The following is a 22,829-nucleotide window of genomic DNA, read 5'->3' on the forward strand; positions in this document are numbered from 1 at the left end:
TTGGTATTATCCGCCCGGAGGAGAAATCGCGTGAAATTCGTGCTCGGCATCGATGGCGGCGGCACCAGCTGCAGGGCGGCCCTTGCAACGGCCGACGGCAGCCTCCTCGGCCGCGCCAAAAGCGGTGCCGCCAACATCCGCACCGATCTCACCGGCGCCAGGACAAACATCGTCGACGCAGCGCAGCAGGCCTTTGTCGCTGCGGGCAGAGATCCCGCACTGATCCCGCAAACTCCGGCCGTTCTCGGCCTTGCCGGCGCCAATGTCGGCACCTACAGGCAGCAGCTTGAAGCGATCCTGCCGTTCCGCATCAGCCGTGTCGAGACCGACGCGGAGATCGCGCTGGAAGGCGCGGTCGGCTCCGGCGACGGCGCCATGGCCATCCTCGGCACCGGCACCGCCTATATGGCACGCAAACAAGGCAAGTCGCGCGCCATCGGCGGCTGGGGGTTCCAGGTCGGCGACCAGGGCAGCGGCGCTCGCATCGGCCGCGACCTGCTCGAGCAGACGCTGCTCGCCTATGATGGCATCCGCCAGGGATCGCCGCTGACAGAGGCCATGCTCGCCATCTTCCGCAACAATCCCGAGGATGTGGTCGAGTTCACCACCAACGCCAAGCCCGGAGACTTCGGCGGCTTCGCGCCCAAGGTGTTCGAACATGCCGAAAAGGGCGATACCGTCGCTATCTGGATCCTCGACAAGGCGGTCGCCGATGTCGAGGCAGCACTTGGCGTGCTCGACCTCGGCGGCGACGATCCGCTCTGCCTGCTCGGCGGGCTGGCGCCGCTTTATGCGCCGCGCCTGTCGGCCCGCTACCGGGCGCTGCTGAAACCGCCGCTCGACAACGCGCTGGGCGGCGCGGTTCAGATGGCGGTTCGGATTTTCGCGACCGCGGCGGAGGCAGCGCGATGAGTGAGGCCGCCGACCAGATATTCGCGGCGCTTAAACAATCGTCGCAGAGCGGCGCGCCGCTCTATCTGCAGCTCAGGAAGAGCATCGAGGATGCGGTCAAACGCGGGCTGATCGGACCGGGCGATGCGCTGCCGTCCGAGCGCGACATCGCCAGCAAGGCCGACATTTCGCGCGTCACCGTGCGCAAGGCGGTGCAGGACCTGGTCAAGGGCGGCATCCTCGTCCAGCGCCATGGTTCCGGCACCTTCGTTGCGCCGCGCATGGAGCGTGTCGAGCAGTCGCTGTCGATGCTGACCTCGTTTACCGAGGACATGGCGCGGCGCGGCATGGCGGTGCGTTCGGCCTGGCTCGACCGCGGCCTCTATCCGCCGTCGCCCGACGAGATGATGGTGCTCGGCCTGGCGTCGAACGAATTGGTGGCGCGCGTCGCGCGCCTTCGCATCGCCAACGACACGCCGCTGGCGATCGAGCGCGCCTCGCTATCGACAAGCGTGCTGCCCGATCCGGCGGCGATCGGTTCGTCGCTCTACGCGGCGCTGGAAAAGACCGGCAACAGGCCGGTGCGGGCGGTGCAGCGCATTTCCGCCACCAATCTCGGCGATGGCGACGCGCATCTGCTGGAAGTGCCGCCGGGCATTGCCGGCCTGCATATCGAGCGTATCTCCTATCTGGCGAGCGGCAAGGTGATCGAGTTCACCCGCTCCATTTACAGGGGCGACGCCTATGATTTTGTCGCCGAACTCCGGCTGAGCGGGCCGGGCGAAGAGGGCCGGCCATGACCGCAACAACGACCCATATGCGGCGCGAGATCGAGGAGATCCCGGAGGCCACCGCCCGCCTGCTCGACGGCTCGGCCGCGGTGCTGACGGAAGCCGGGCGCGGTATTCGCGAGCGCGATCCGAATTTCATCGTCACAGTGGCGCGTGGCTCGTCCGACCATGCCGCGACCTTCATGAAATATGCCGTGGAGCTGACCGCGGGCCTGGCGGTTGCATCGGTCGGCCCGTCGATCGCCTCGATCTATGGCGCTAAGCTGAAGCTGGGCGGCTCGGCCTGCCTGGCGATCTCGCAGTCCGGCAAGAGCCCGGACATCGTTGCAATGGCGCAAGCGGCGCGGGCCGGCGGTTCGCTGACCGTCGCCATCACCAACACCGCCGATTCGCCGCTGGCGCGCGCCTGCGACTACGCGATCGACATCCTGGCCGGACCGGAGCGCAGCGTTGCGGCGACGAAGACCTTCGTCAATTCGGCCGTCGCAGGGCTCGCCTTGATGGCGCATTGCACCGGCGACGACAAACTCCTGGCAGCACTCGCCCGCCTGCCGGAGCATTTTCGCAAGGCAATCGCTTGCGACTGGATGGCGCTGGCCGGGGCACTTGAGACGCCGAAATCGCTGTTCATCCTTGGCCGGGGCCCGTCGGCGGCTATCGCCAACGAGGCGGCGCTCAAATTCAAGGAAACCTGCGCCATGCATGCCGAGGCCTATAGTGCCGCCGAAGTCATGCACGGCCCGCTGGCGCTGGTCGGTCCCGGCTTCCCGGTGCTGGCTCTGGCTGCTCGCGACGCCTCCGAGCCTTCGGTTGCCGAGGCCGCCGACAGCCTGGCCGGCAAGGGCGCCGCCGTCTTTGTGACGTCGAACAAGGCAAAGGGCGCGCGGCCGCTGCCGCATGTCGCAACCGGTCATCCGTTGACCGACCCGCTGACGCTGATCGTGTCGTTCTATGGTTTCGTCGAGGCTTTTGCCCGCCATCGCGGCCTCGACCCCGACACGCCGCCCAATCTGCGCAAGGTGACCGAAACCCTATGACCGATCGCTTTGCCCTGACTGGCGCCCGGATTTTCGATGGCGACGACTGGCACGACAATGCGGCGCTTCTCGTGCGCGACAGCCTCGTTGAGGCCATCGTTGCCGCCGGGGCCGTTCCACCCGGTGTTGCGCGTATCGAGACCGGCGGCGGCATGCTGGCGCCTGGCTTCGTCGATCTGCAGGTCAATGGCGGCGGCGGCGTCATGCTCAACGACCATCCCGACGTCGCCTCGATCGAGACCATCTGCCGGGCGCACGCGCCCTTCGGCACGACGGCGCTGTTGCCGACGCTGATCACCGACACATCCGAGATCACCGCCGCGGCGGTTGCGGCCGGAGCCGAGGCGGCACGGAGGAAGGTGCCGGGGTTCCTGGGCCTGCATCTCGAAGGGCCGCATCTGTCGATCGCCCGCAAGGGCGCGCATGACCCGGCCCTGATCCGGCCGATGCTAGACCTCGACCAGGCGATGCTGATTGTGGCGCGGAAAACCGTGCCTGTGCTGCTGACGACGGTGGCGCCCGAATCCGTCGAGCCCGGCCAGGTGTCGGCGCTTAGCAAGGCCGGCATTGTCGTCAGCATCGGCCATTCCGATACCGGCTATGCCGCGGCTCGCGCCTTTGCCGAGGCCGGCGCAACGGTGGTCACCCATCTGTTCAATGCGATGAGCCAGATCGGCAATCGCGAGGCGGGGCTGGCGGGCGCGGCAATCGATACCGGCACATTCTATGCCGGCATCATCGCCGACGGCATCCACGTCGATCCGGCCACCATGGCCATCGCCTTGCGCGCCAAGCAGGGGCCGGGCAAGATCCTGCTCGTCACCGACGCCATGGCGACGATCGGCACAGACATGACCTCGTTTACGCTGAACGGCCGCACCATCCACCGCAAGGATGGCAGGCTGACGCTTGCCGACGGCACGCTGGCGGGCGCGGATCTCGACATGATTTCCGCGGTGCGCTTCGTGCACCGCGTCGTCGGCCTCAGCCTCGACGAAGCCTTGCGCATGGCCTCGCTCTATCCGGCGCAAGCGATCGGCCAGTCGCACCGGCTCGGGCGCTTCGCCAAGGGAACTGCTGCCAACATCGTTTCGCTGTCGGACGATGTGGACATTAAAAGCGTCTGGATCGACGGTGCCATGGTTTTTGCAGCCAACGCCATCCCTCCGGCTTAGCCGGCTTTGGACGTATAGAGGTCCTTGTAGGTTTCGCGCAGCAGGTTCTTCTGCACCTTGCCCATTGTGTTGCGCGGCAGTTCGTCCACGAAGATCACCCGTTTCGGATGCTTGTACCTGGCGAGGCGCCCGGCGATGGCCTCTACGATCCCTGCGGCGCTGATGGCCGAGCCCGGCGTCCTCACCACGATAGCGGTGACGCCTTCGCCGAAATCCGGATGGGCAACGCCGATGACAGCGCTTTCGGCGACGCCAGACAGCGCGTCGATCTCGCTCTCGACTTCCTTTGGATAGATATTGTAGCCGCCGGAAATGATCAGGTCCTTGCCGCGGCCGACGATGTGGACATAGCCGTCGGGATCGATCAGCCCGAGATCGCCGGTGATGAAGAAACCGTCGTCACGGAATTCAGCCCTGGTCTTTTCCGGCATATGCCAGTAGCCGCAAAAGACGTTCGGGCCCTTGACCTCGATCATGCCGACCTCGCCCCGGGCAAGTGTTTCGCCATCGGGATCGGCGATGCGCAGGGAAACGCCGGGCAGGGGAAACCCGACCGTGCCGGCACGCCGCTCGCCATCATAAGGGTTCGACGTGTTCATGTTGGTCTCGGTCATGCCGTAGCGCTCGAGGATGGCGTGGCCGGTGCGCTCTCGCCAGGCTCTGTGCGTCTCGGCCAAAAGCGGCGCCGAGCCGGAAATGAACAGGCGGATGTTTTTCGCCGCTTGCCGGTTCAAACCGTCCTGCTGCAGCAGGCGGACGTAGAATGTCGGCACGCCCATCAGGACGGTGGCGCACGGCAGCAGCGAGACGATGCGGGCCGGGTCGAATTTAGTTTCGAACAGCATCGAGGCGCCGGCCATCAGGACGACATTCGTGGCGACGAAAAGGCCATGCGTGTGGAAAACCGGCAGCGCGTGAATCAGCACGTCTGCGGCAGTGAAGCGCCAGAGGTCGACCAGCACCCGCGCATTCGAGGCAAGGTTTTCGTGGCTGAGCATGGCGCCTTTCGAACGGCCGGTGGTGCCGGACGTGTAGAGGATCGCAGCAAGGTCGTCTGGTCCGCGCGCCACATCGTGGAAGTCCACGGCCGCCTCAGAGGCGCGGTCGGTCAACGAACCCTCACCCTTGCTGCCGAGTGTCGCGACCGCAGCGCCCGAGGCCTGTGCCAAAGCGCCGATCTCGGTCACTCGCGCCGGGTCGCAGACGACCAGTCGCGGCTCGGCATCGCGAAAGAAATAGTCGAGCTCGGTGAGCGTATAGGCGGTATTGAGCGGCAGGAAGATCGCGCCGGCACGCAGGCAGGCGAGATAAAGGAAAATGGCCTCCGGGCTCTTCTCGACCTGAACGGCGACGCGGTCGCCGGCTTCGACGCCCAGCTGCGACAGCGCATGCGCCAGTTGAGCGGAGCGCGCCAGCGTCTCGCCATAGCTGATCGAGCGCCCATCCTCTGTCTCCATCAAAAGGCGTTCGGGCGCGGGCATCCGGGCACGGAAAGCATCGAACAGATGGTTGCTCATAAGTCCCCCGAGCGGCGGTTTCCGGGCCGGACGGCAGCGGTCAGCCGGCCGCCTTGTCCGCCGCCGCCCTGATTGCCTCGATATTTTCCCGGTAGGCCTCGACGCTGCCGCCCTTGAAAATGGCCGCACCGGCGACCAGCACGCTGGCGCCGGCGGCGGTGACCAGGGGCGCAGTTTCAGGCGAAATGCCGCCGTCGATCTCGATCCGGATCGGCCTGTCACCGATCAGCGCCTTCACCCGCTTCACCTTATCGACGATCGCTGGAATGAAGGCCTGGCCGCCGAACCCCGGATTGACCGTCATGATCAGGATCAGATCAAGCCGGTCGAGCACGTATTCGATCATCGTCTCCGGTGTCGCCGGGTTGAGCGACACGCCGGCCTTCTTGCCGAGGTTTTTGATCGTCTGCAGCGAGCGGTCGAGATGCGGTCCGGCTTCGGCGTGCACCGTGATGCCGTCGCAGCCGGCCTCGGCGAAGGCCTCCAGATACGGATCGGCCGGCGCGATCATCAGATGGCAGTCGAAAAACGCCTTGGTGCGGTTGCGGATCGCCTTGATCACCGGCGGCCCGAAGGTGATGTTGGGGACGAAATGCCCGTCCATGACGTCGAGATGTATCCAGTCGGCGCCGGCGGCGGCCACCGCCTCGACCTCGTCGCCGAGCTTCGAGAAATCGGAAGCCAGCACCGATGGCGCGATCAGGGTTTTTTTGCTCATGATGCGGCCTTCCCGAACGCCCCGGTTTACGGACCCTCTGTCTGTATCGACTGCCTAGACCATGAGTCCGGAAAGTGGAAGCCGGTTTGTCCTTCCGCCGAGCAGCGGCTTCAGGTTTGCGCTGCCTTCTCATCTGCCGCCAAAGAAAAAACCCGCCGGATCGCTCCGGCGGGTTTGGGTGACGCGAACCATCACCGTTTGAAATTCCGCGCGCGATCCTATTGCTCGAGCTGCGGCTTGCGCCTCGGCACGACCTGCTGAAGAACCTTTGGATTCAGCAACAGGTTCGGGTTGCGGATCGGCTGGCACTGACCATTGATCGGCCGCGCGCCCGGTGCGCATTCCAGCCGTGGTTTGCGGCAGGCGCCGTCGCGCAGCTCTGTCCCGCGCGGGCAGACGCAGACGCCCCGCTTGTTGTGGATCTGACCAGGTATCGGGCACTCCACCACAACAGGCTTCTTGCGCCTGCAGGCATTGCCTTGCACTTCCGTGCCTTTCGGGCAGACGCAATTGCCCTCGGCGTCGTGGATCTGGCCGCGGATGGTGCACTGCTCCGGCTTCGGCTGGACTGGCCGGCAGGCACTACCCCTGACTTCCGTGCCCCGCGGGCAGACACAATCACCAGCGGCGTTGTGGATCTGACCGCGGATCGTGCACTGCTCGGGTTTCGGCTGGATTGGCCGGCAGGCATTGCCTCTGACTTCGGTGCCCCGCGGGCAGACGCAATCGCCGGCAGCGTCGTGGATCTGACCGCGGATGGTGCACTGCTCGGGCTTCGGCTGGATTGGCCGGCAGGCATTGCCTCTGACTTCGGTGCCCCGCGGGCAGACGCAATCGCCACCGGCGTCGTGGATCTGGCCACGGATCGTGCACTGCTCGGGCTTCGGCTCGTTCCCCACGCAAGCGCCGTTTTCCAGTTCGGTTCCGCGCGGGCAGACGCAGCGTCCGTCTTCGGTACGGATCTGGCCTCTGAGCAGAACGCAAGGCTTTGGCTTCGGCACGATGACCGTGCCGCCGCCGGACGAGCATTGGCCATTGCGGAAGGTCGTGCCTGGCGGGCAGACGCAGTTGCCGGCGTCGTTCATGACGAAGCCTGCCGAGCATTCCTTCTTCACCTCATTCCTGATGGCGAAGGGATGACAGGCATAGGCCTTGCCGCGATCGCCCTGCACGTTGGCCGCACCGCGGGACAACACGTCGCCACCGCCTTGCACCGGCGTGTTGGGAGACAGCACGCCGATGCAGTTCTGGCCGTTGACGGTGCCCTGCAGATTGGCCAGGCGGCCGTCGTCGGGAATGGTCACGGTCACATTGTGCACGTGGCTTTCCCCGGCGCCGAGCGTCAAGTTGGCGATGCAGGATAGCGGCAAGGTTGCCGGCTCCGGCGAGCAGCCGAAGGGCGGATCGATCGAGGTGATCGCAACGCCCTCCAGCCGGCCGAGGCCTTCGACGCCGATGGCATCGCCGATGCGAACCGGGCCGGAGAAGGCGCTCGCGCCATCGTTCGTGATGGTGATCTCGAACGAGCAGGGCTGGCCGGGCTTGCACTCGGGGTCGCCGGTCTTCTCGACGCGGATGGTCGAGGCGCCGCCGCCCTTGGCGCAGGCCTGGCCGATCGGATAGACGATGTCGTCTCCCGGAGCCGGGCCGTAGGAGCCGCGTGCGCAGTTTTCGAATTCGCCGTTCGCGGCAACCGTCACGTCGAAATGGCGGCTGGTTCCAGGCGTCATAACAGCGCCGGGAATCTGGCAGGACAGTGTGTTGGCCGGAACCGGTCCGCAAGCCCATTCCGCACCGTCTGGGGTGACGGTCTGGATCTGGACCGGCGCTCCACCGGCTATCAGCGTCGCGGCATCGTTGACCCGCACCGGACCGGTCGGGGCAGTGGTGCCGAGGCTGATGACGGTAATGCGGCAGGAAACGACCGCAGCGCCGGCCAGCGAACCATTGCACACCTTGGTGATGCGCAGGGCCGGCTGCCCGCCATTCGGATGACGGATGCGTTCCTTGGCGCAGGCCCTGTTGTTGGTGATGTCGTTCTCACCGGGAATAGCCTTCACCTCGGCGCAGTTCTCGACACTGTCGGGCCGGTAGTTGGCCGGCATCACCGCCCTGACGAAGATCGGCGTGGAGGCGCCAGGCAACAGCACGATGCCGGCATTGTCGCAGCGGAACTTGCCGGGGCCGTTCGGCCCGCACGTCCATGGCGGCGTCGGGCCGAAGGTCGAGGATGCCGGCACGCCGCCCGGATAGGTATCGACGACCGTCAGCGGCCCATTATAGGGGACGCTGCCATTGTTGATGATGTCGATCACGAAGGTGCAGACGCCATCGGCCGAACAGAATTCGGTGCGGGCGCGCTTCTTCAGGATCAGGTCGACCTTCTTCTCCACCGGCGGCCGGCAGTCGCGGTCACGATCGCCACGCCGGCAGATTGGGATCGAAGCACAGCCGCGATCGTTTTGCTGGCTGCCGAAAAGCGGCTTGCCGCTGGCGCCGTAATTGTAAGTGGCGCAATTGCGCAAGACACTGCCTCGCCAGCCTGCGGCCGGCTTGAAGCCGAGCTCGAGGTCGACAGAGGCACCCGGATTGAGCGTGGTCACCGGATGAGTGCAAATCATCGGGGTGGTTCCAGGCGCGCAGACCCAGGGCGAGTTCGGCCCTGAATCGAGGGTGGAGCCGGCCGGCAGGGTGACTTCGTCGAGCACGATCTTGCCGTGGCAGGGTGCATCGCCGACATTGGTGACCCTGATGGTGAAGTCGCAGCCGCCGCCCATCGTGCAACGTTGCACGTCGGCGCGCTTTTCGACTTTCAGATCCGGTTCCTTGTCCTTCGGCGGACACCTCTGGTCTCGCGGGATGACGATATCGATCGTTTGCGTGCAGCACAGACCCCAGCCCTCCTTCGGGCCGGCATAGGTTTCGATACCGGTGACGATGATGTGGATGACGTCGCCAGGTGAAGCGCCGACGATCTTCCAATTGAGCACACCGCCGCCCGCCGGCACCAATTGCGTGTCGGGAATGATGGTGATGCCGGGTGTCGTCGTCGAAAGCTGCACCCATTTGCCAGCCATCTCTGGGCCGACCGGCATGTGGTAGATGAAGGCGCCGCCGCCGGGCACGCAATCGACCGTGCCGCGCTCCACCTTGAAGCATTCCTTGCCGGGAGGTGGAGGCGGCGGGTTGCACCTGGTGACGTCGATCTTGATCGAGGTCTTTGCACCCGTGCGGTAATTGCCGTCGTCCGGCTTGCCCGGGTCCTGCGACGGGATTTCGATGCCGGCGCCGCGTTCGCGGCTCACCTTGACCATGCCCTGGTTGTTAACGATCGCCGGTGACGGAAACTCCGCATGGTCAATCTTGGCGGTGATCTGGAAGGTGATGACGCGCTCGTTCGCAGCGCCGATGCCGTCGAGGTCGCTGGCTGAAATCCGGAAATCGGACACCGTCGCCGTATCGTCCGGGCCAGCCGAACTGCTGATCGTAGCGCCGGGCAGCGGTCCGCCGGACGCATCGGTGCCGTCGCCGGTCACATGTACGCCGACGATGCGCAGGCCGTGCGGGAGCTGGTCCCTGAAATCGAGCCTGACCTTTTTCAGCATGGCCGCGAGGCCCGGGCTGGCAAAACCCTGCGGATTGCCGCGCAAGCCAAAGCTCAGCGAATATACGACATAGTCGCAGCCTCGCTGGGTGCCTTTCTTGGTGAAGAAGGGCACGATCCGGCCCGGCTCCGGATTGACGATACGAGGATTGTCGAAATCGAGCTTGGTATCGGGAATGACAGTGACCGCATCGGCAGGCTTGGTCTTGGCCGGAGCAAGGTCTTCAGCGAAGCCCTGCAGCGGACTCAGCATGGCGACCGCGATACCGGCCGCCATCAGCCAGCGCGCGCCGCGCCTGGCGTGTGACAGGGGTTTCATGATGGTCTCCATGACGAATGATTGTTTGCCGGTTGATTGTCTGCTCGTCGCAGGCGGGAAAAGTGCAAGATTGCTCATCTTCCCTTCCTCACGGTTCGCAGCTGACGGCTGGGGTTCTGAGCGGCAAGGTCATCTTGCAGCAAGGGTAGTAGCCACCCTTGTCGCGGTCGGACTGCCTGTAGAAGCAGAGCCCGACATCGACCCTGTCGCCAGGATAATGGCCGGTGATGCCGATCGTGAATGGCGCGCCGGGCGCATGCGACAGGGGTGAAGTCACCCCGACGCCAGGCGTCCTGGACAGAGCCTTGATCGAATCGCCGCCGAAGCCGGCATGGTCATGGAGATAGAGATCGGCCTCGAGGCCGGAGGGCGTGCAGAAATACCTGACATCCTCGACATCGAGGCAAGGAGGCAGATTGCCGGGAGGCGGGAAGTCCGGCGGATAGAACGGAGGCAGATAGCCGCCCGGCACCTGCTCATAATAACCGGCACGGCCTTCGCAGGGGCGCCAGACCTCGACGTCGCCGACATGGCCCTCGACTTCCGGGTCTTCGAAATAAGTGTCGAAGTCGACGAACCACGAGCCGAAAGGCGGCACGTTGGCCGGCTTGACCAGCGCCGTCGGCGTGATCTGCACGCCGTGCACGGCGAGCGGCCCGCCGTCAGCGAGCCGTTCGGCGAACTCCGGGTTGTCGCGCAACTTGTCGCCGGTGTCGACCAGCGTGTCGGTGCAGACGCCGGTATCGAGATTGCCTTCGGCATCGTAGCCATATTGCAGGTCGAGGCCGCCGGCCGACTGCCGGTTGTCTTGCGGGAAGCCGACCGCATATTCCTGCGGCACTTCCACCCAGGCCGATTCCGTCGCCGGATCGTCCGGATTTTCGCGCCAGTAGCGGAGGACCTCACCCTTGCCGGAATCGGCGAACTGGCTGTAGTCGTAGCGGTTCTCCACCGGGCCGCGCTGGGCCAGATACATGAAGCCCTTGTTATCGAAGGCGATGTCGGTGACGGCGTAATCCTTGTCGGCCTTGACCGTCAGTTCCCAGCGCGGGTCGCCGGCGAAACTGCCGTCGCCGGCAATGCCCACCGACCAGATCTCCGCCTTTTCCCCGACCGAATAATAGAGCCGGCCGCCACGATAGGCGATCGACCAGACGCGGCGCTCGTCCTGCGTGTAGCCCCAGCTATCGGGATCCTCGCTATCGAAGGCAGCACCCTGGATGTCCATCACCGAGCCGTCGTCGGCAAGGGCGGCAAGCCCGTGCGCCGGGCGGCCGGCTATGCCGTGGTCGAACGTGTCGAGCAGCGCGCCATTGGCGTCGATGCGGTGGATGAGGCCGGTGTCGAGATCGCTGGCGAAGAACTGGCGGTGGATATTGTCGAAAGTGACGTCGCCGATGCCGGGACCGCTGTTGGCGTCGATATCGGCGAATTTCGAGACGGCGCCGGTGATGCCGTCGATCTTCCAGATCGTTCCGGGGCCGCCGCCGTTTTCGGTGCCGAACTGGCCGTCCATGAAGACCGCGTCAGCCGTGCCGCGGCGCTGCCGCTCCGGCCGGCCGTCGGCGTCGCCGTCTGGTGTGACGATGCGGATGCCGTGCAGCGACGTGGCGCCGGCATAGAGGTTTGGAATGGCCGAGGGAACGCCGTCGCGCACGCCGTCGTCATAGGCGATGCCGAACACCTGGCCGATTTGTCCGGCCGTGACCTCGAACGGTGGCGGGGTGAAGACCAATTGGCCAGACGCCGGCCCGCCCAGCCTTGAGACGTCGAAGACGCGCAAGGTCGCGCGCGCCGTGTCGATGAAGGTTTCGTCGACGGGATCGACGCCCGGCGGCAGGCCTTCCTCGAAATTGGGAATGATGGTGCCGGAGAATCCGGTCACTGCCATCGAGCCGGGATAGATGATCTGGGTTTCCTGAGCCTGGGCCGAGCCGCCGAGCCAGAGCCCAGCGGCGAGCGCCAAGATCGACAATCCGCTGGCAGCCTGGCCGCTGGCAGCCTGGATGGCGCGGCGCAAACGGCCGGCACGAGAGCGCACGAACGCGCCGTGGTCGCAAGACATGGATCTCCCCCCACAGGTCATGGGAGAAACATCCGGTCCCGGCGCGCAAATCAGGGCAAGGCGCGGCGTTCCGGCACGTTCATCCCTGATCGAATTGTCTGCTTTCCTCAACGTCACGATACGCCTGCGTCCGCGCAGGGTCAACGGAACCAGCGAAAAGCCCAGCGCATCGACCCGGTCCCGAAGGCGATGGTCGCGCTGAGCTCCTGCTGTTCCCGGAGACCATGGAGCCTCTGGATCTGTGGTCATGGGGCTTTCCTTTCCGGGGCCGCACCACGCGGCACCTGAGCGTCAGTCGCGGGGTGAGGCGGAAAGGTTCATGGGCCGGGGGCCGGGCCGGGTCATCGCCGGAAAATACGGGCCTGCCGGTCCCGAATCGGATCAACCGCGATGAATGGTGAACGCCTTGCGCAGAATGCTTGCGCGCCACGCAGCGTGTTCTTATATACGCGCCAAGCCGTCCAGCGCCGAATGCCGGTTGCCGGAGCGGAATTTCTTGTGAACAGGGGCTTTCGTCGGAACGCCTGTACGGGTCCTGAGAGCCTGCTTAGCGGAGAGATTAGAACAATGGCAAAAGTAATCGGTATCGATCTGGGAACAACCAACTCCTGTGTCGCCATCATGGATGGCAAGGAATCCAAGGTCATTGAGAATGCGGAAGGCGCGCGCACGACCCCTTCCATCGTCGCCATCAACAGCGACGGCGAGCGCCTCGTCGGCCAGCCGGCCAAGCGCCAGGCGGTTACCAATCCTGAAAACACCATTTTCGCGGTCAAGCGCCTGATCGGCCGCCGCTACGACGATCCGGTGACGGAGAAGGACAAGAAGCTTGTCCCCTACAAGATCGTCAAGGGCGACAATGGCGACGCCTGGGTCGAGGCCGGCGGCAAGAAGCAGTCGCCCAGCCAGATCTCGGCGATGATCCTGCAGAAGATGAAGGAAACGGCGGAGGCCTATCTCGGCGAGAAGGTCGAGAAGGCGGTCATCACCGTTCCGGCCTATTTCAACGACGCCCAGCGCCAGGCGACCAAGGATGCCGGCAAGATCGCCGGCCTCGAAGTGCTGCGCATCATCAACGAGCCGACAGCGGCCGCGCTTGCCTATGGTCTCGACAAGAAGGAAGGCAAGACGATTGCCGTCTATGACCTTGGCGGCGGCACGTTTGACATTTCGGTGCTCGAAATCGGCGACGGCGTGTTCGAAGTGAAGTCGACCAATGGCGACACCTTCCTCGGCGGCGAGGATTTCGACATGCGTCTGGTCGAATATCTGGCGGCCGAGTTCAAGAAGGAACAGGGCATCGACCTGCGGAACGACAAGCTCGCCCTTCAGCGCCTCAAGGAAGCGGCTGAAAAGGCCAAGATCGAGCTGTCGTCCACCACGCAGACCGAGATCAACCTGCCCTTCATCACCGCCGATGCCACCGGCCCCAAGCACCTGACGCTGAAGCTGACGCGGGCGAAGTTCGAGAGCCTGGTCGAGGATCTCGTCCAGCGCACGATCGATCCCTGCAAAGCCGCGCTCAAGGATGCCGGCCTGAAGGCCGGCGAAATCGACGAAGTCGTCCTGGTCGGTGGCATGACCCGCATGCCCAAGATTCAGGAGATCGTGAAACAGTTCTTCGGCAAGGAGCCGCACAAGGGCGTCAACCCGGATGAGGTCGTCGCGTTGGGCGCCGCTATCCAGGCCGGCGTGCTGCAGGGCGACGTCAAGGACGTGCTGCTGCTCGACGTGACGCCGCTGTCGCTCGGCATCGAGACGCTGGGCGGCGTGTTCACGCGGCTGATCGAACGCAACACGACGATTCCGACGAAGAAGAGCCAGGTGTTCTCCACGGCCGAGGATTCGCAGTCGGCGGTGACCATCCGCGTCTTCCAGGGCGAGCGTGAAATGGCCGCCGACAACAAGGCGCTCGGCCAGTTCGATCTGGTCGGCATCCCGCCTGCGCCGCGCGGCGTGCCGCAGATCGAGGTCACCTTCGACATCGACGCCAACGGCATCGTCAACGTCTCGGCCAAGGACAAGGGCACCGGCAAGGAGCACCAGATCCGCATCCAGGCGTCCGGCGGCCTTTCGGACGCCGACATCGAGAAGATGGTCAAGGACGCCGAGGCCAATGCCGAAGCCGACAAGAAGCGGCGCGCGCTGGTCGAGGCCCGCAACCAGGCCGAGGCGCTGGTGCATTCCTCGGAGAAATCGCTGAAGGAATATGGCGGGAAGGTTTCCGAGGCCGACCGCACGGCGATTGCCGATGCGATCGCGGCGCTGAAGACCGCTGCCGAAGGCGACGACGTGACCGAGATCGAGGCCAAGACGCAGACGCTCGCCGAAGTCTCGATGAAGCTCGGCCAGGCCATGTATGAGGCTTCGCAGAAGGAAGCCGCCGAGGCCGACGCCAAGGCTGATGCTGCCAAGGACAGTGACGTCGTCGATGCCGATTTCGAGGAAATCGACGAAGACGACGAGAAGAAGAAGTCGGCCTGAACCGCCTGACGGTACAGGTGAGGAAAAAGCCCGGCGCGCAGCCGGGCTTTTTTGCAACCCTTTACCGGAAAAACGCGGAACTGCCCGAAAAAATGCGGACAAAGCCTCGTAGACACTGGCATCCCGGCTCCATCACACCTAAATCGGAACAGCGTGCCGGCAAACGACGCAACGATGCTTCAAGACGTTGAATATCCGGACTGCGGGAGAACATGAAAGCTGATTTTTACGAAACGCTGGGCGTGCAAAAGGGCGCCGACGAGAAGGAGCTCAAGAGCGCTTTTCGCAAGCTCGCCATGCAGTTCCATCCCGACCGCAACCCAGGCGACCATGCCTGCGAGCACAAGTTCAAGGAAATCAACGAAGCCTACGAGACACTGAAGGACCCGCAGAAGCGCGCCGCCTATGATCGCTTCGGCCACGCCGCCTTCGAGCACGGCGGCATGAATGGCGGGGCGCAAGGCTTTGGCGCCGGCGGCTTCGCCGACATTTTCGAGGACATTTTCGGCGATATGATGGGCGGGCGCCAGCGCCGCTCATCCGGCGGCCGCGAGCGCGGCGCTGATCTGCGCTATAATATGGAAATCACGCTGGAAGAGGCATTTTCCGGCAAGACCGCGCAGATTCGCGTGCCGGCCTCGATCTCCTGCTCGGAATGCTCGGGCAGCGGCGCCAAGCCGGGCACCCAGCCAGTGACCTGCTCGATGTGCAACGGCCACGGCAAGGTGCGCGCCACGCAAGGCTTCTTCTCGATCGAGCGCACCTGCCCGCAATGCCAGGGGCGCGGCCAGACCATCAAGGATCCGTGCCCGAAATGCGCCGGCCAGGGCCGTGTCACCGAGGAGCGCTCGCTGTCGGTAAACATCCCTGCCGGCATTGAGGACGGCACCCGCATCCGGCTGGCCAATGAGGGCGAGGCCGGCCTGCGCGGCGGCCCGTCGGGCGATCTCTATATCTTCCTCGCGGTCAAGCCGCACGAGTTCTTCCAGCGCGACGGCGCCGATCTTTATTGCAAGGTGCCGATCTCGATGACGACGGCAGCGCTTGGCGGCTCGTTCGAGGTGACGACACTGGACGGTACCCAGACGAAGGTGAAGGTGCCGGAAGGCACCCAGAACGGTCGCCAGTTCCGCCTCAAGGGCAAGGGCATGCCGGTGCTGCGCCAGCCCAACATCGGCGACCTCTACATCCAGACCGTGGTTGAGACGCCGCAGAACCTTTCGCGCCGTCAGCGCGAATTGCTGGAGGAATTCGAGCAGCTTTCCTCAAAGGACAATTCGCCTCAGTCGAGCGGATTTTTCGCACGCATGAAGGACTTTTTCGAAACGTTCGGCGAGCACTGAAGCTGATCCCTGGAAACGCTTCCCGAGCGTCATCAACACCTTATCCGGGGATTCGCCTTGTCTTGCACCTCGTAACTGCTAAGTAGCGTGCGAGGGGGCGTTGAGGAGGACTTTCGATGACGCGTAGTCCCGGACTGCGAAAGACGCTGGCAGAAAAGTTCGACGACGAGTTGAAGTTCTTCAAGGGCTGGATCGACAAGCCGAAGGCGGTCGGTTCGATCGTCCCGACCAGTTCCATCACCGCGGGCAAGATGGCCTCGATCGTCGATCCGACATCCGGCCTGCCGGTGCTCGAGGTCGGGCCCGGTACAGGCGTCATCACACGCGCCATCCTCGCCCAGGGCATAAAGCCTGAGAATCTCTACGCGGTCGAATATTCCTCTGATTTCGTGCGCCATCTGCGCCAGCTTTATCCAGGCGTCAACGTCATCGAGGGCGACGCCTTCAATCTCGACGCGACGCTTGGCGACAAGCGCGACCTGATCTTCGATTCTGTGATATCGGGCGTGCCGCTGCTCAATTTCCCTGTCGCCCAGCGCATCGCCTATGTCGAGAGCCTGCTCGACCGTATCCCGGCGGGCCGGCCGATCGTGCAGCTGACTTACGGGCCGCTGTCGCCGATCCCGCCGGGCCGCGGCAACTATACGGTCGAGCATTTCCATTTCGTCATCCGCAACATTCCTCCGACGCAGCTTTGGATCTACCGACGCGGGGCCGCATGAATTGAAGCGTTGGGTTTGAATAGCACTTGTCTTATACCCATCGGGTGACAAGGCAGACCCATGGCTGTGATCCCGAAAATTCTCGTCGTCGCCGGTTCGGTGCGCAGCGGCGCCTATAGCGGCAGGACCGCCGACGTGGCACAGAAGGAACTTGCCATGCAGGGCGCCGAGGTGACCCGCATCTCGCTCGCCGACTATCCGCTGCCGATCCTCGACCAGGATTTGGAAAAGGACGAAAGCATTCCCGAAAACGCCGTCAAGCTCGGCCGGATGATCGCCGCCCAAGACGGGCTGCTGATCGCGACGCCCGAATATAACGGCTCCATTCCGCCACTGCTCAAGAACACCATCGACTGGGTGAGCCAGCTGCGCAAGGATGGCAGCCGGACGTTCAGGCCGCTTGCCGGCAAGGTCGCCGGCCTCTGCTCGTCTTCCAACGGACCCTTCGGCGGGATACGCTGCATCAACCATCTGCGCGCCGTGCTGGTGCGCTGCCGGATGGAGGTGGTGACACCGGAGTGTTCGGTCCCGGAGGGGGGCAACGCTTTCGACGACGAGGGCAACTTCAGGGATGAGAGACTACACCAATCGATGGAGCACCTATGCCGCACGCTGATCGAGACCTCGCGCATGCTGTCGACGCGGATCGAGGCATGATCCCGGACGCCGCGCATGCCGACACAATGCAGGAAAGGCTGATCGTCGGCCTCGACCTGCCGACGCTGAAGGAGGCCGAGAAGGCGGTGCGCGAGCTCGACGGAATCGTCTCCTTCTACAAGATCGGCTACCAGCTCGCCTTTGCCGGTGGGCTCGACTTCGCCCGCGAGCTGGCCAGCGGCGGCACCAGGGTCTTCCTCGACATGAAGCTGCTCGACATCGACAACGCGGTAGCCAAGGGGGTTGACAACATCGTCAGAATGGGCGTGAGCATGCTGACCATCCATGCCTATCCGAAGACGATGAAGGCGGCGGTCGAGGCTGCGAAGGGCAGCGACCTTTGCCTGCTAGGGGTCACTGTGCTGACCTCGATGGACGAGCAGGACGTGATTGACGCCGGCTATGAATATGATCCGCATACGCTGGTGCTGAGGCGCTCCGAGCAGGCGCTGCATGCCGGCATGGGCGGCATCGTCTGCTCGGCCGAGGAAGCGGAGGCGGTGCGCCGCATCGTCGGCCCCGACCTGGCCGTGGTGACGCCGGGAATTCGGCCGAAGGGCAGCGACCATGGCGACCAGAAACGCGTGGTGACGCCGGCGCAGGCGATCCGCAACGGCTCCAGCCATCTCGTCGTCGGCCGGCCGATCGTCGGCGCGGCCGACAGGCGGGCGGCGGCGGAAGCGATCCTGCATGAAATGCGCTCGGCCTGACGCCAGGAATTAACCCGGAGAAAAGCCATGCCCAAGGGATACTGGATCGCCCGCGTCGATGTGCGCGATGCGGAAGGCTACAAGGACTATGTCGCAGCTGCCAAGCTGGCCTTCGACCGCTTCGGCGCCAAGTTCCTGGCGCGCGGCGGCGCGCATGAGAAGGCAGAGGGGCCGGGCCGCGACCGCAACGTGATCATCGAGTTTCCGTCGCTTGCGGCGGCGCATGACTGCTACCACTCGCCCGAATACCAGCGCGCCATCGCAATCCGCCAGAAGGTGGCTGACGGCGAAATCGTTCTGGTCGAAGGGATTTAGGCGAGAAGCCGGTTCGCCGCTGCCTCGGCCATCGCATCGGCGAGGCTCAGGCCCCATTGCCGGCGACAGTAATCGCGGAAATCGAAGCAGGGCAGACCGGGGCAGACCTCGAACTCGATGAGGTGCACGCTGTCGTCGGCTTCGACCCGGAAGTCGATGGAAAAGACGTCCCGCAGGCCAAGCCCGACCATCAGGTTTCCGGCTATTCGGCGAATAGTTGCATCCGCTCGAGGCTGGCTGTCGGCGATCGGCAGCAGCGCCGGCTCTGTGTATGTTCCCGACGCTTTCGCCACTGCGCCGGTATCGCCGTAAAGCGCCAGGCTGTCCTGCATGGTCTGGAAATCGTCGCCTGAATCGACAAAGGCGATGCCCAACGCCTCGACGCCGGTATCCGGCTTCAATCCGAGAAAACTGGCCCGCGCGTTGCGCCCGGCGACATAGGGCTGGACCACGACATCGTCGCGATAGGCGGCGAAGACGCGCCGGCTAAGCTCCAGCGCACGGCCGAGATCGTCGCAGCGCGAATCCGGCCAGATGCCGATCTTGGCGCCGAGCCGGTTCGGCTTGACGAACCAGCCGGCGGGCGAGGCCGGTGGCGCGACCAGCCAGGCGCCGTCACGGGCAAACCCCGCCTGCGGCACCGGCAGGCCGAGCGCGCCGAGCACGGCGCCCGAACGGAACTTGTCCTGACAGAGCGCGAAAAGCGCATCGTCGGCGCCGATCGTCTTCAGGCCGTTCAGCCGCGCCAGAGCCGGTGCCGCGCCGCCACGGAAATAGGCGATGCCGTCGGTCAGCGTCCAGACAAGCGTGGTCTTCGGAACTTCGCTGGCGAGAACGGTCACGGCATCGTCGAGCGCCAGTGGGGCGAACGACAGGCCGCGCGTCTGGCAAGCGATGGCAAGTGCGTCGAATTCAGCAGCGATGTCGGTCGATTGCGCCAGATAGGAGGCGATTTCGGCGGCGCGCTTCGGCACGTGGTTATCGGCGACCAGCCGATCGAAGCAGGCCTTTTCCGGCTCATAAACCAGGATCAGTTTCGGCTTGCGGGTCGACATGGGTGGGACGGCTCCTGGCGGCACGATTGCCTACCATCGCACGGCGAACGCATTCGGCTTGCGCGGAACCGACGCCGATCGGACGCCTGCACGACAGCAAGTGCACCATGTTCTCGTTTGACCATGACCTTTCCCGAACCAAAGGTTCAGGATCATGGTCAGCCAATCAGCACGCGTGGCTCGAAGCGACCATTGACCGGAATGTCGAGCATAAACGTCATGCCGGCTTGCGGGTCGAGCAGGTGCTGCTTCTCGCTCTTGCCCGACCAGGCGGAGGTGACCGCGATCCGGTCGGCATTCCCGCCGACAAAAGCCGGACAGGACGGTTGCGTGACCGGCATCGCCACCGAACGGACAAGCTTGCCGTCGGGTCCATAGGCTTCGACGACGCCGCCGCCCCAGCAGGCGTTCCACAATATGCCGTCGCGGTCGAGCACCGAACCATCGATATAGCCCCTGGCCGAGCGGTGGTCGACGAAAACCTTCGGTTCGCCAACCGGCAGGCCGGTCGCCGGATCGCAACCGACGCGCATCAACAGGCCGGTGCTGGTGTCGGTGTAATAGGCAATGGTCCCATCCTCGGAAAAGCAGATCGAGTTGGGCACGGTAATGTCGGCATAAAGCCGGCGCAGCTCGCCCTTGAAGAACCAGTAGATCGAACCGGCGCCCTTCTCCTCGCCCTTGCCCATGGTGCCGACCCAGAGCGCGCCGCAAGGGTGAACGCGTGAATCGTTCGAGCGGGTGACCGCATTGTCGGCCTCGATCGGCGTGTGCAACGTCAGCTTGCCGGTCGCGACGTCGCGGACATGCAGGCCGGTCTCGGTGGCGATCAACTGGCGCCGGTCGTCGACGATGGCGACGGCGCTGGCCATCTGACCGAGCTCGTGGATTTTGACGGCACCGCCCGACAGACGCTGTTCCAGGAGCTGGCCATTTACGATGTCGAACCAGTAGAGCGTGTCGGTAGCGGGGTCATAGCTTGGCCCCTCGCCCAATTGGCAGACATGGTCGGAAAAAACCGAAACGATGGTCTCACTCATCATGCCACTCCAAACGCCGCGTCCCAGGCCTGAACTGCGGCTTTCGCCCGTGCTGCCACTTCGTCGACGTTCATGCCCGGCTTGAACAGGCTGGAGCCCAGACCGAAGACGCTGACGCCGGCCGCCTTGTAGCCGGCAAAATCCTTGTCCGAAACGCCGCCGACGGCGCCGACCAGCACACTGGCCGGCAGCACCGCGCGCATCGCCGAAATGCCCGCCGCGCCAAGTACGCTCGCTGGGAAGAATTTCAGCGCTGATGCGCCGAGCCGAATGGCCTGGAATGCCTCGGTCGGCGTGAACACGCCGGGCATTGTCACCATGCCGTACTGCATGGCACGGCCCATGACCTCGGCATCGATATTGGGGCTGACCAGCAGCCGCCCGCCGGCCTTGTGCAGACCGTCGACATCGGCGGTGGTGAGCACCGTGCCGGCGCCGACCAGGGCTGTTGGAGGAAGCGCTTCGACAATGCTGGCGATTGAAACAAAGGGCTCGGGCGAATTGAGCGGCACCTCGATCGCTTCGATGCCGGCGCCGAAGATCGCCTGGCAGATCGCCACCGCCTCGCTTGGCTTGAGGCCACGCAGGATCGCGACCAGACCGCGCTCGAGCTTTGGAAAAGGTGCGGTCTCTGTCATGCGGCAACTCCATTTCCGGCGATCATGCCATTTTCGCGCGCGGCTTCGGCAAGCCCGGCACGCACCGCCTCGTCGGCGTCGACCGCCCTGAAAGCGAGCCCGGCAAGGCCGAGCGCCTCGGCATAGAGCGCGCCAAGTGCGCCCGACGCGATCAGCACGGCGGGCACAGCACTTGCTCCATAACGGCGATTTGCCGAAGCGATCTCGCCGCCGATCAGCAGGCCGGACAGGCAGGCGGCGGCATCCTCGGGCTTCAGGTCCTGCAACAGGCTGGCGGCGCGGATCGAGAACAGTCTTGAAACGATGTCACCGCCCTCGGCCAACGCCTTCAGGCACCAGCCCCGGAAAAACGGACTTTCGGTGGCAACCGGCTTCGGCGGCTCGCCCAGCGAATGGCGCAAGATCGAGTGCGCGGCGAGCACAGAAAACAGCTCGCCGGTCGGCCATGTGCCGAAGCCGGCAACGGAGCCGTCCTCGACCAGTACCCATTTCGAATGGGTGCCAGGCATGCAGACGAGGTGGCGTCCCTTTGCCGGCAAACCGGCGCCGGCAAGCTGGGTTTCCTCGCCGCGCATGACGTCAGGTGCATCGGCGAGGCGTTGGGCAAGGCCAGGCACGATGCGGATATCACGGCGCTGGCCAGGGATGTGGGCAGCGCCGGCGAGGATAGCGCCAATCGGCGCCGGCACGCTGACATAGGGCGCCTCCAGCCAGCCCTGGCGCGAACCGGCCATGCCGCAAATGATGACCGGCAGCGCCTCGGCTGCACCCATGGCGGCCAGATGCCCTTCGAGAATGGACGAAAATCCTTTAGCCTGGGCGGTGATCAGTCCGTCATCGGCGCGCCGCTCGGCGAGAACCTTGCCGGTGCCGTCGAGCAGCCATACCCTCATGCGGGTGGTGCCCCAGTCGACAGCCGCGACAGACGCCGCCTTGCTCGGCGAGATCACAGGAACCCCCCGTCGACAATCAGCATCTGCGCGGTCAGCATGCGTGAAGCATCCGACGCCAGGAACAGCACGGTGCCGACAATGTCTTCAGGTTGCATCACCTCTTTGATGCACTGCTTGGCGACATGGGCGGCGAGCGCCTGTTCGGTGACCCAGAGCTTTCTCTGCCGCTCGGTGATCACCCAGCCGGGCGCGATCGCGTTGACACGGATGCCGTCGACGCCGAGCTTGCCGGCAAGACCCTTGGTGAGGCCGACGATGCCAGCCTTGGCGGCGGTGTAGGCCGGCATATCGGGATGGTTGATGAGAAACGACGTCGAGGTGAAGTTGATGATCGAGCCGCCGCCGGCCCGCTTCATGCCCGGCGCCACCGCCTGTGCGCTGAAGAAATGCGGACGCAGATTGATGGCATGGTTGTTGTCCCAGAACTCCACCGTGACGTCTTCGACGGCATGACGGTCATCCTGAGCGGCATTGTTGACCAGCACGGTGACGTCACCATGCGCCTCGGCGGCCTTGGCGACTGATAGCCGCAAGGCCTCGATGTCGCGTATGTCGGTCTTGAGGTAGAGCGGCCGCCGGCCGAGCTCCTTGTCTAGCCGATCGGCCAGCGCCAGGCTCGGACGGTCCGCTATATCGATGAAGGCGACCTTTGCCCCCTGGCGGACAAAACCTTCGGTCAAGGCAGCACCAATGCCGGAGCCGCCGCCGGTGATCAGCACCGAAGCGCCTTCGAGGTCGGCAAAGCGTGCCGATGGCATCATGAATTCTCTCCCGGTCCAATGATCTCGGTCGGCC

General features: G+C 64.7%; 19 protein-coding genes. 10 read left to right on the top strand and 9 right to left on the bottom strand.

Annotated features, from left to right (window positions below):
* Positions 1–30 precede the first annotated feature (30 nt).
* The 4 genes from RQ479_RS21095 to nagA are packed head-to-tail and all read left to right on the top strand — an operon-like array spanning position 31 to position 3,894.
* Positions 31–912 (top strand): BadF/BadG/BcrA/BcrD ATPase family protein, encoded by an 882-nt coding sequence (locus tag RQ479_RS21095; RefSeq protein ID WP_376702484.1) that lies wholly within the window; start codon positions 31–33, stop codon positions 910–912.
* Entirely contained in the window at positions 909–1,691 is a 783-nt protein-coding gene (locus RQ479_RS21100) for a GntR family transcriptional regulator (protein WP_023679844.1), read from the top strand. Before RQ479_RS21095 ends, RQ479_RS21100 begins: the two co-directional genes overlap by 4 nt.
* A complete protein-coding gene (locus tag RQ479_RS21105; protein ID WP_376702485.1) occupies positions 1,688–2,719 on the top strand; it encodes an SIS domain-containing protein in 1,032 nt (343 codons plus the stop codon). Before RQ479_RS21100 ends, RQ479_RS21105 begins: the two co-directional genes overlap by 4 nt.
* The gene (nagA, locus tag RQ479_RS21110; protein WP_376702486.1) at positions 2,716–3,894 is read left to right on the top strand and encodes an N-acetylglucosamine-6-phosphate deacetylase; all 1,179 of its coding nucleotides are present in this window, start codon (positions 2,716–2,718) and stop codon (positions 3,892–3,894) included. Before RQ479_RS21105 ends, nagA begins: the two co-directional genes overlap by 4 nt.
* Here the strand turns inward: nagA and RQ479_RS21115 are convergent.
* The 4 genes from RQ479_RS21115 to RQ479_RS21130 form a co-directional block, all read right to left on the bottom strand.
* Positions 3,891–5,411, bottom strand: coding sequence for a malonyl-CoA synthase (locus RQ479_RS21115; RefSeq protein WP_376702487.1), 1,521 nt, complete (start codon positions 5,409–5,411; stop codon positions 3,891–3,893). The two genes, nagA and RQ479_RS21115, sit on opposite strands and share 4 nt — an antisense overlap.
* Positions 5,412–5,451: 40 nt before the next feature.
* A complete protein-coding gene (gene rpe, locus RQ479_RS21120) occupies positions 5,452–6,129 on the bottom strand; it encodes a ribulose-phosphate 3-epimerase (RefSeq protein WP_376702488.1) in 678 nt (225 codons plus the stop codon).
* 218 nt (positions 6,130–6,347) lie between these two features.
* Positions 6,348–10,130, bottom strand: a complete 3,783-nt coding sequence (locus tag RQ479_RS21125) for a hypothetical protein (RefSeq protein WP_376702489.1) — start codon at positions 10,128–10,130, stop codon at positions 6,348–6,350.
* A 10-nt stretch (positions 10,131–10,140) separates the two neighbouring features.
* The gene (locus RQ479_RS21130; protein WP_376702490.1) at positions 10,141–12,117 is read right to left on the bottom strand and encodes a hypothetical protein; all 1,977 of its coding nucleotides are present in this window, start codon (positions 12,115–12,117) and stop codon (positions 10,141–10,143) included.
* 567 nt (positions 12,118–12,684) lie between these two features.
* Here RQ479_RS21130 and dnaK point away from each other — a divergent pair.
* From dnaK to RQ479_RS21160, 6 genes are all read left to right on the top strand, one after another.
* Positions 12,685–14,601 (top strand): molecular chaperone DnaK, encoded by a 1,917-nt coding sequence (dnaK, locus tag RQ479_RS21135; protein ID WP_376702491.1) that lies wholly within the window; start codon positions 12,685–12,687, stop codon positions 14,599–14,601.
* A gap of 212 nt (positions 14,602–14,813) precedes the next feature.
* Positions 14,814–15,944, top strand: coding sequence for a molecular chaperone DnaJ (gene dnaJ / locus RQ479_RS21140; RefSeq protein ID WP_023679852.1), 1,131 nt, complete (start codon positions 14,814–14,816; stop codon positions 15,942–15,944).
* Positions 15,945–16,060: 116 nt separating this feature from the next.
* The gene (pmtA, locus tag RQ479_RS21145; protein ID WP_376702492.1) at positions 16,061–16,666 is read left to right on the top strand and encodes a phospholipid N-methyltransferase PmtA; all 606 of its coding nucleotides are present in this window, start codon (positions 16,061–16,063) and stop codon (positions 16,664–16,666) included.
* A gap of 60 nt (positions 16,667–16,726) precedes the next feature.
* Complete coding sequence (locus RQ479_RS21150) at positions 16,727–17,323, top strand: NADPH-dependent FMN reductase (protein WP_376702493.1); 597 nt, start codon at positions 16,727–16,729, stop codon at positions 17,321–17,323.
* Complete coding sequence (gene pyrF, locus RQ479_RS21155) at positions 17,320–18,033, top strand: orotidine-5'-phosphate decarboxylase (protein WP_376702494.1); 714 nt, start codon at positions 17,320–17,322, stop codon at positions 18,031–18,033. The genes RQ479_RS21150 and pyrF overlap by 4 nt, the downstream gene beginning before the upstream one ends.
* A 27-nt stretch (positions 18,034–18,060) precedes the next feature.
* The gene (locus tag RQ479_RS21160; RefSeq protein WP_376702495.1) at positions 18,061–18,348 is read left to right on the top strand and encodes a DUF1330 domain-containing protein; all 288 of its coding nucleotides are present in this window, start codon (positions 18,061–18,063) and stop codon (positions 18,346–18,348) included.
* Here the strand turns inward: RQ479_RS21160 and RQ479_RS21165 are convergent.
* The 5 genes from RQ479_RS21165 to RQ479_RS21185 all read right to left on the bottom strand — a co-directional run bounded on the left by RQ479_RS21165 (position 18,345) and on the right by RQ479_RS21185 (position 22,795).
* Complete coding sequence (locus RQ479_RS21165; RefSeq protein WP_376702496.1) at positions 18,345–19,403, bottom strand: D-alanine:D-lactate ligase-like protein; 1,059 nt, start codon at positions 19,401–19,403, stop codon at positions 18,345–18,347. The genes RQ479_RS21160 and RQ479_RS21165 overlap by 4 nt on opposite strands.
* Positions 19,404–19,561: 158 nt before the next feature.
* Positions 19,562–20,443 carry an SMP-30/gluconolactonase/LRE family protein gene (locus RQ479_RS21170; RefSeq protein WP_376702497.1) on the bottom strand — a complete coding sequence of 294 codons (882 nt, stop codon included), beginning with the start codon at positions 20,441–20,443 and terminating at the stop codon, positions 19,562–19,564.
* The gene (locus tag RQ479_RS21175) at positions 20,443–21,081 is read right to left on the bottom strand and encodes a 2-dehydro-3-deoxy-6-phosphogalactonate aldolase (RefSeq protein WP_376702499.1); all 639 of its coding nucleotides are present in this window, start codon (positions 21,079–21,081) and stop codon (positions 20,443–20,445) included. Before RQ479_RS21175 ends, RQ479_RS21170 begins: the two co-directional genes overlap by 1 nt.
* Positions 21,078–21,974, bottom strand: a complete 897-nt coding sequence (locus RQ479_RS21180) for a 2-dehydro-3-deoxygalactonokinase (RefSeq protein WP_376705987.1) — start codon at positions 21,972–21,974, stop codon at positions 21,078–21,080. The genes RQ479_RS21175 and RQ479_RS21180 overlap by 4 nt, the downstream gene beginning before the upstream one ends.
* 53 nt (positions 21,975–22,027) lie before the next feature.
* Positions 22,028–22,795: an SDR family NAD(P)-dependent oxidoreductase gene (locus tag RQ479_RS21185; RefSeq protein ID WP_376702500.1), complete on the bottom strand. Its 768-nt coding sequence runs from the start codon at positions 22,793–22,795 to the stop codon at positions 22,028–22,030.
* Positions 22,796–22,829 lie beyond the last annotated feature (34 nt).

The sequence above is a fragment of the Mesorhizobium sp. ISC25 genome (assembly GCF_042295465.1).
GTDB lineage: Bacteria > Pseudomonadota > Alphaproteobacteria > Rhizobiales > Rhizobiaceae > Mesorhizobium.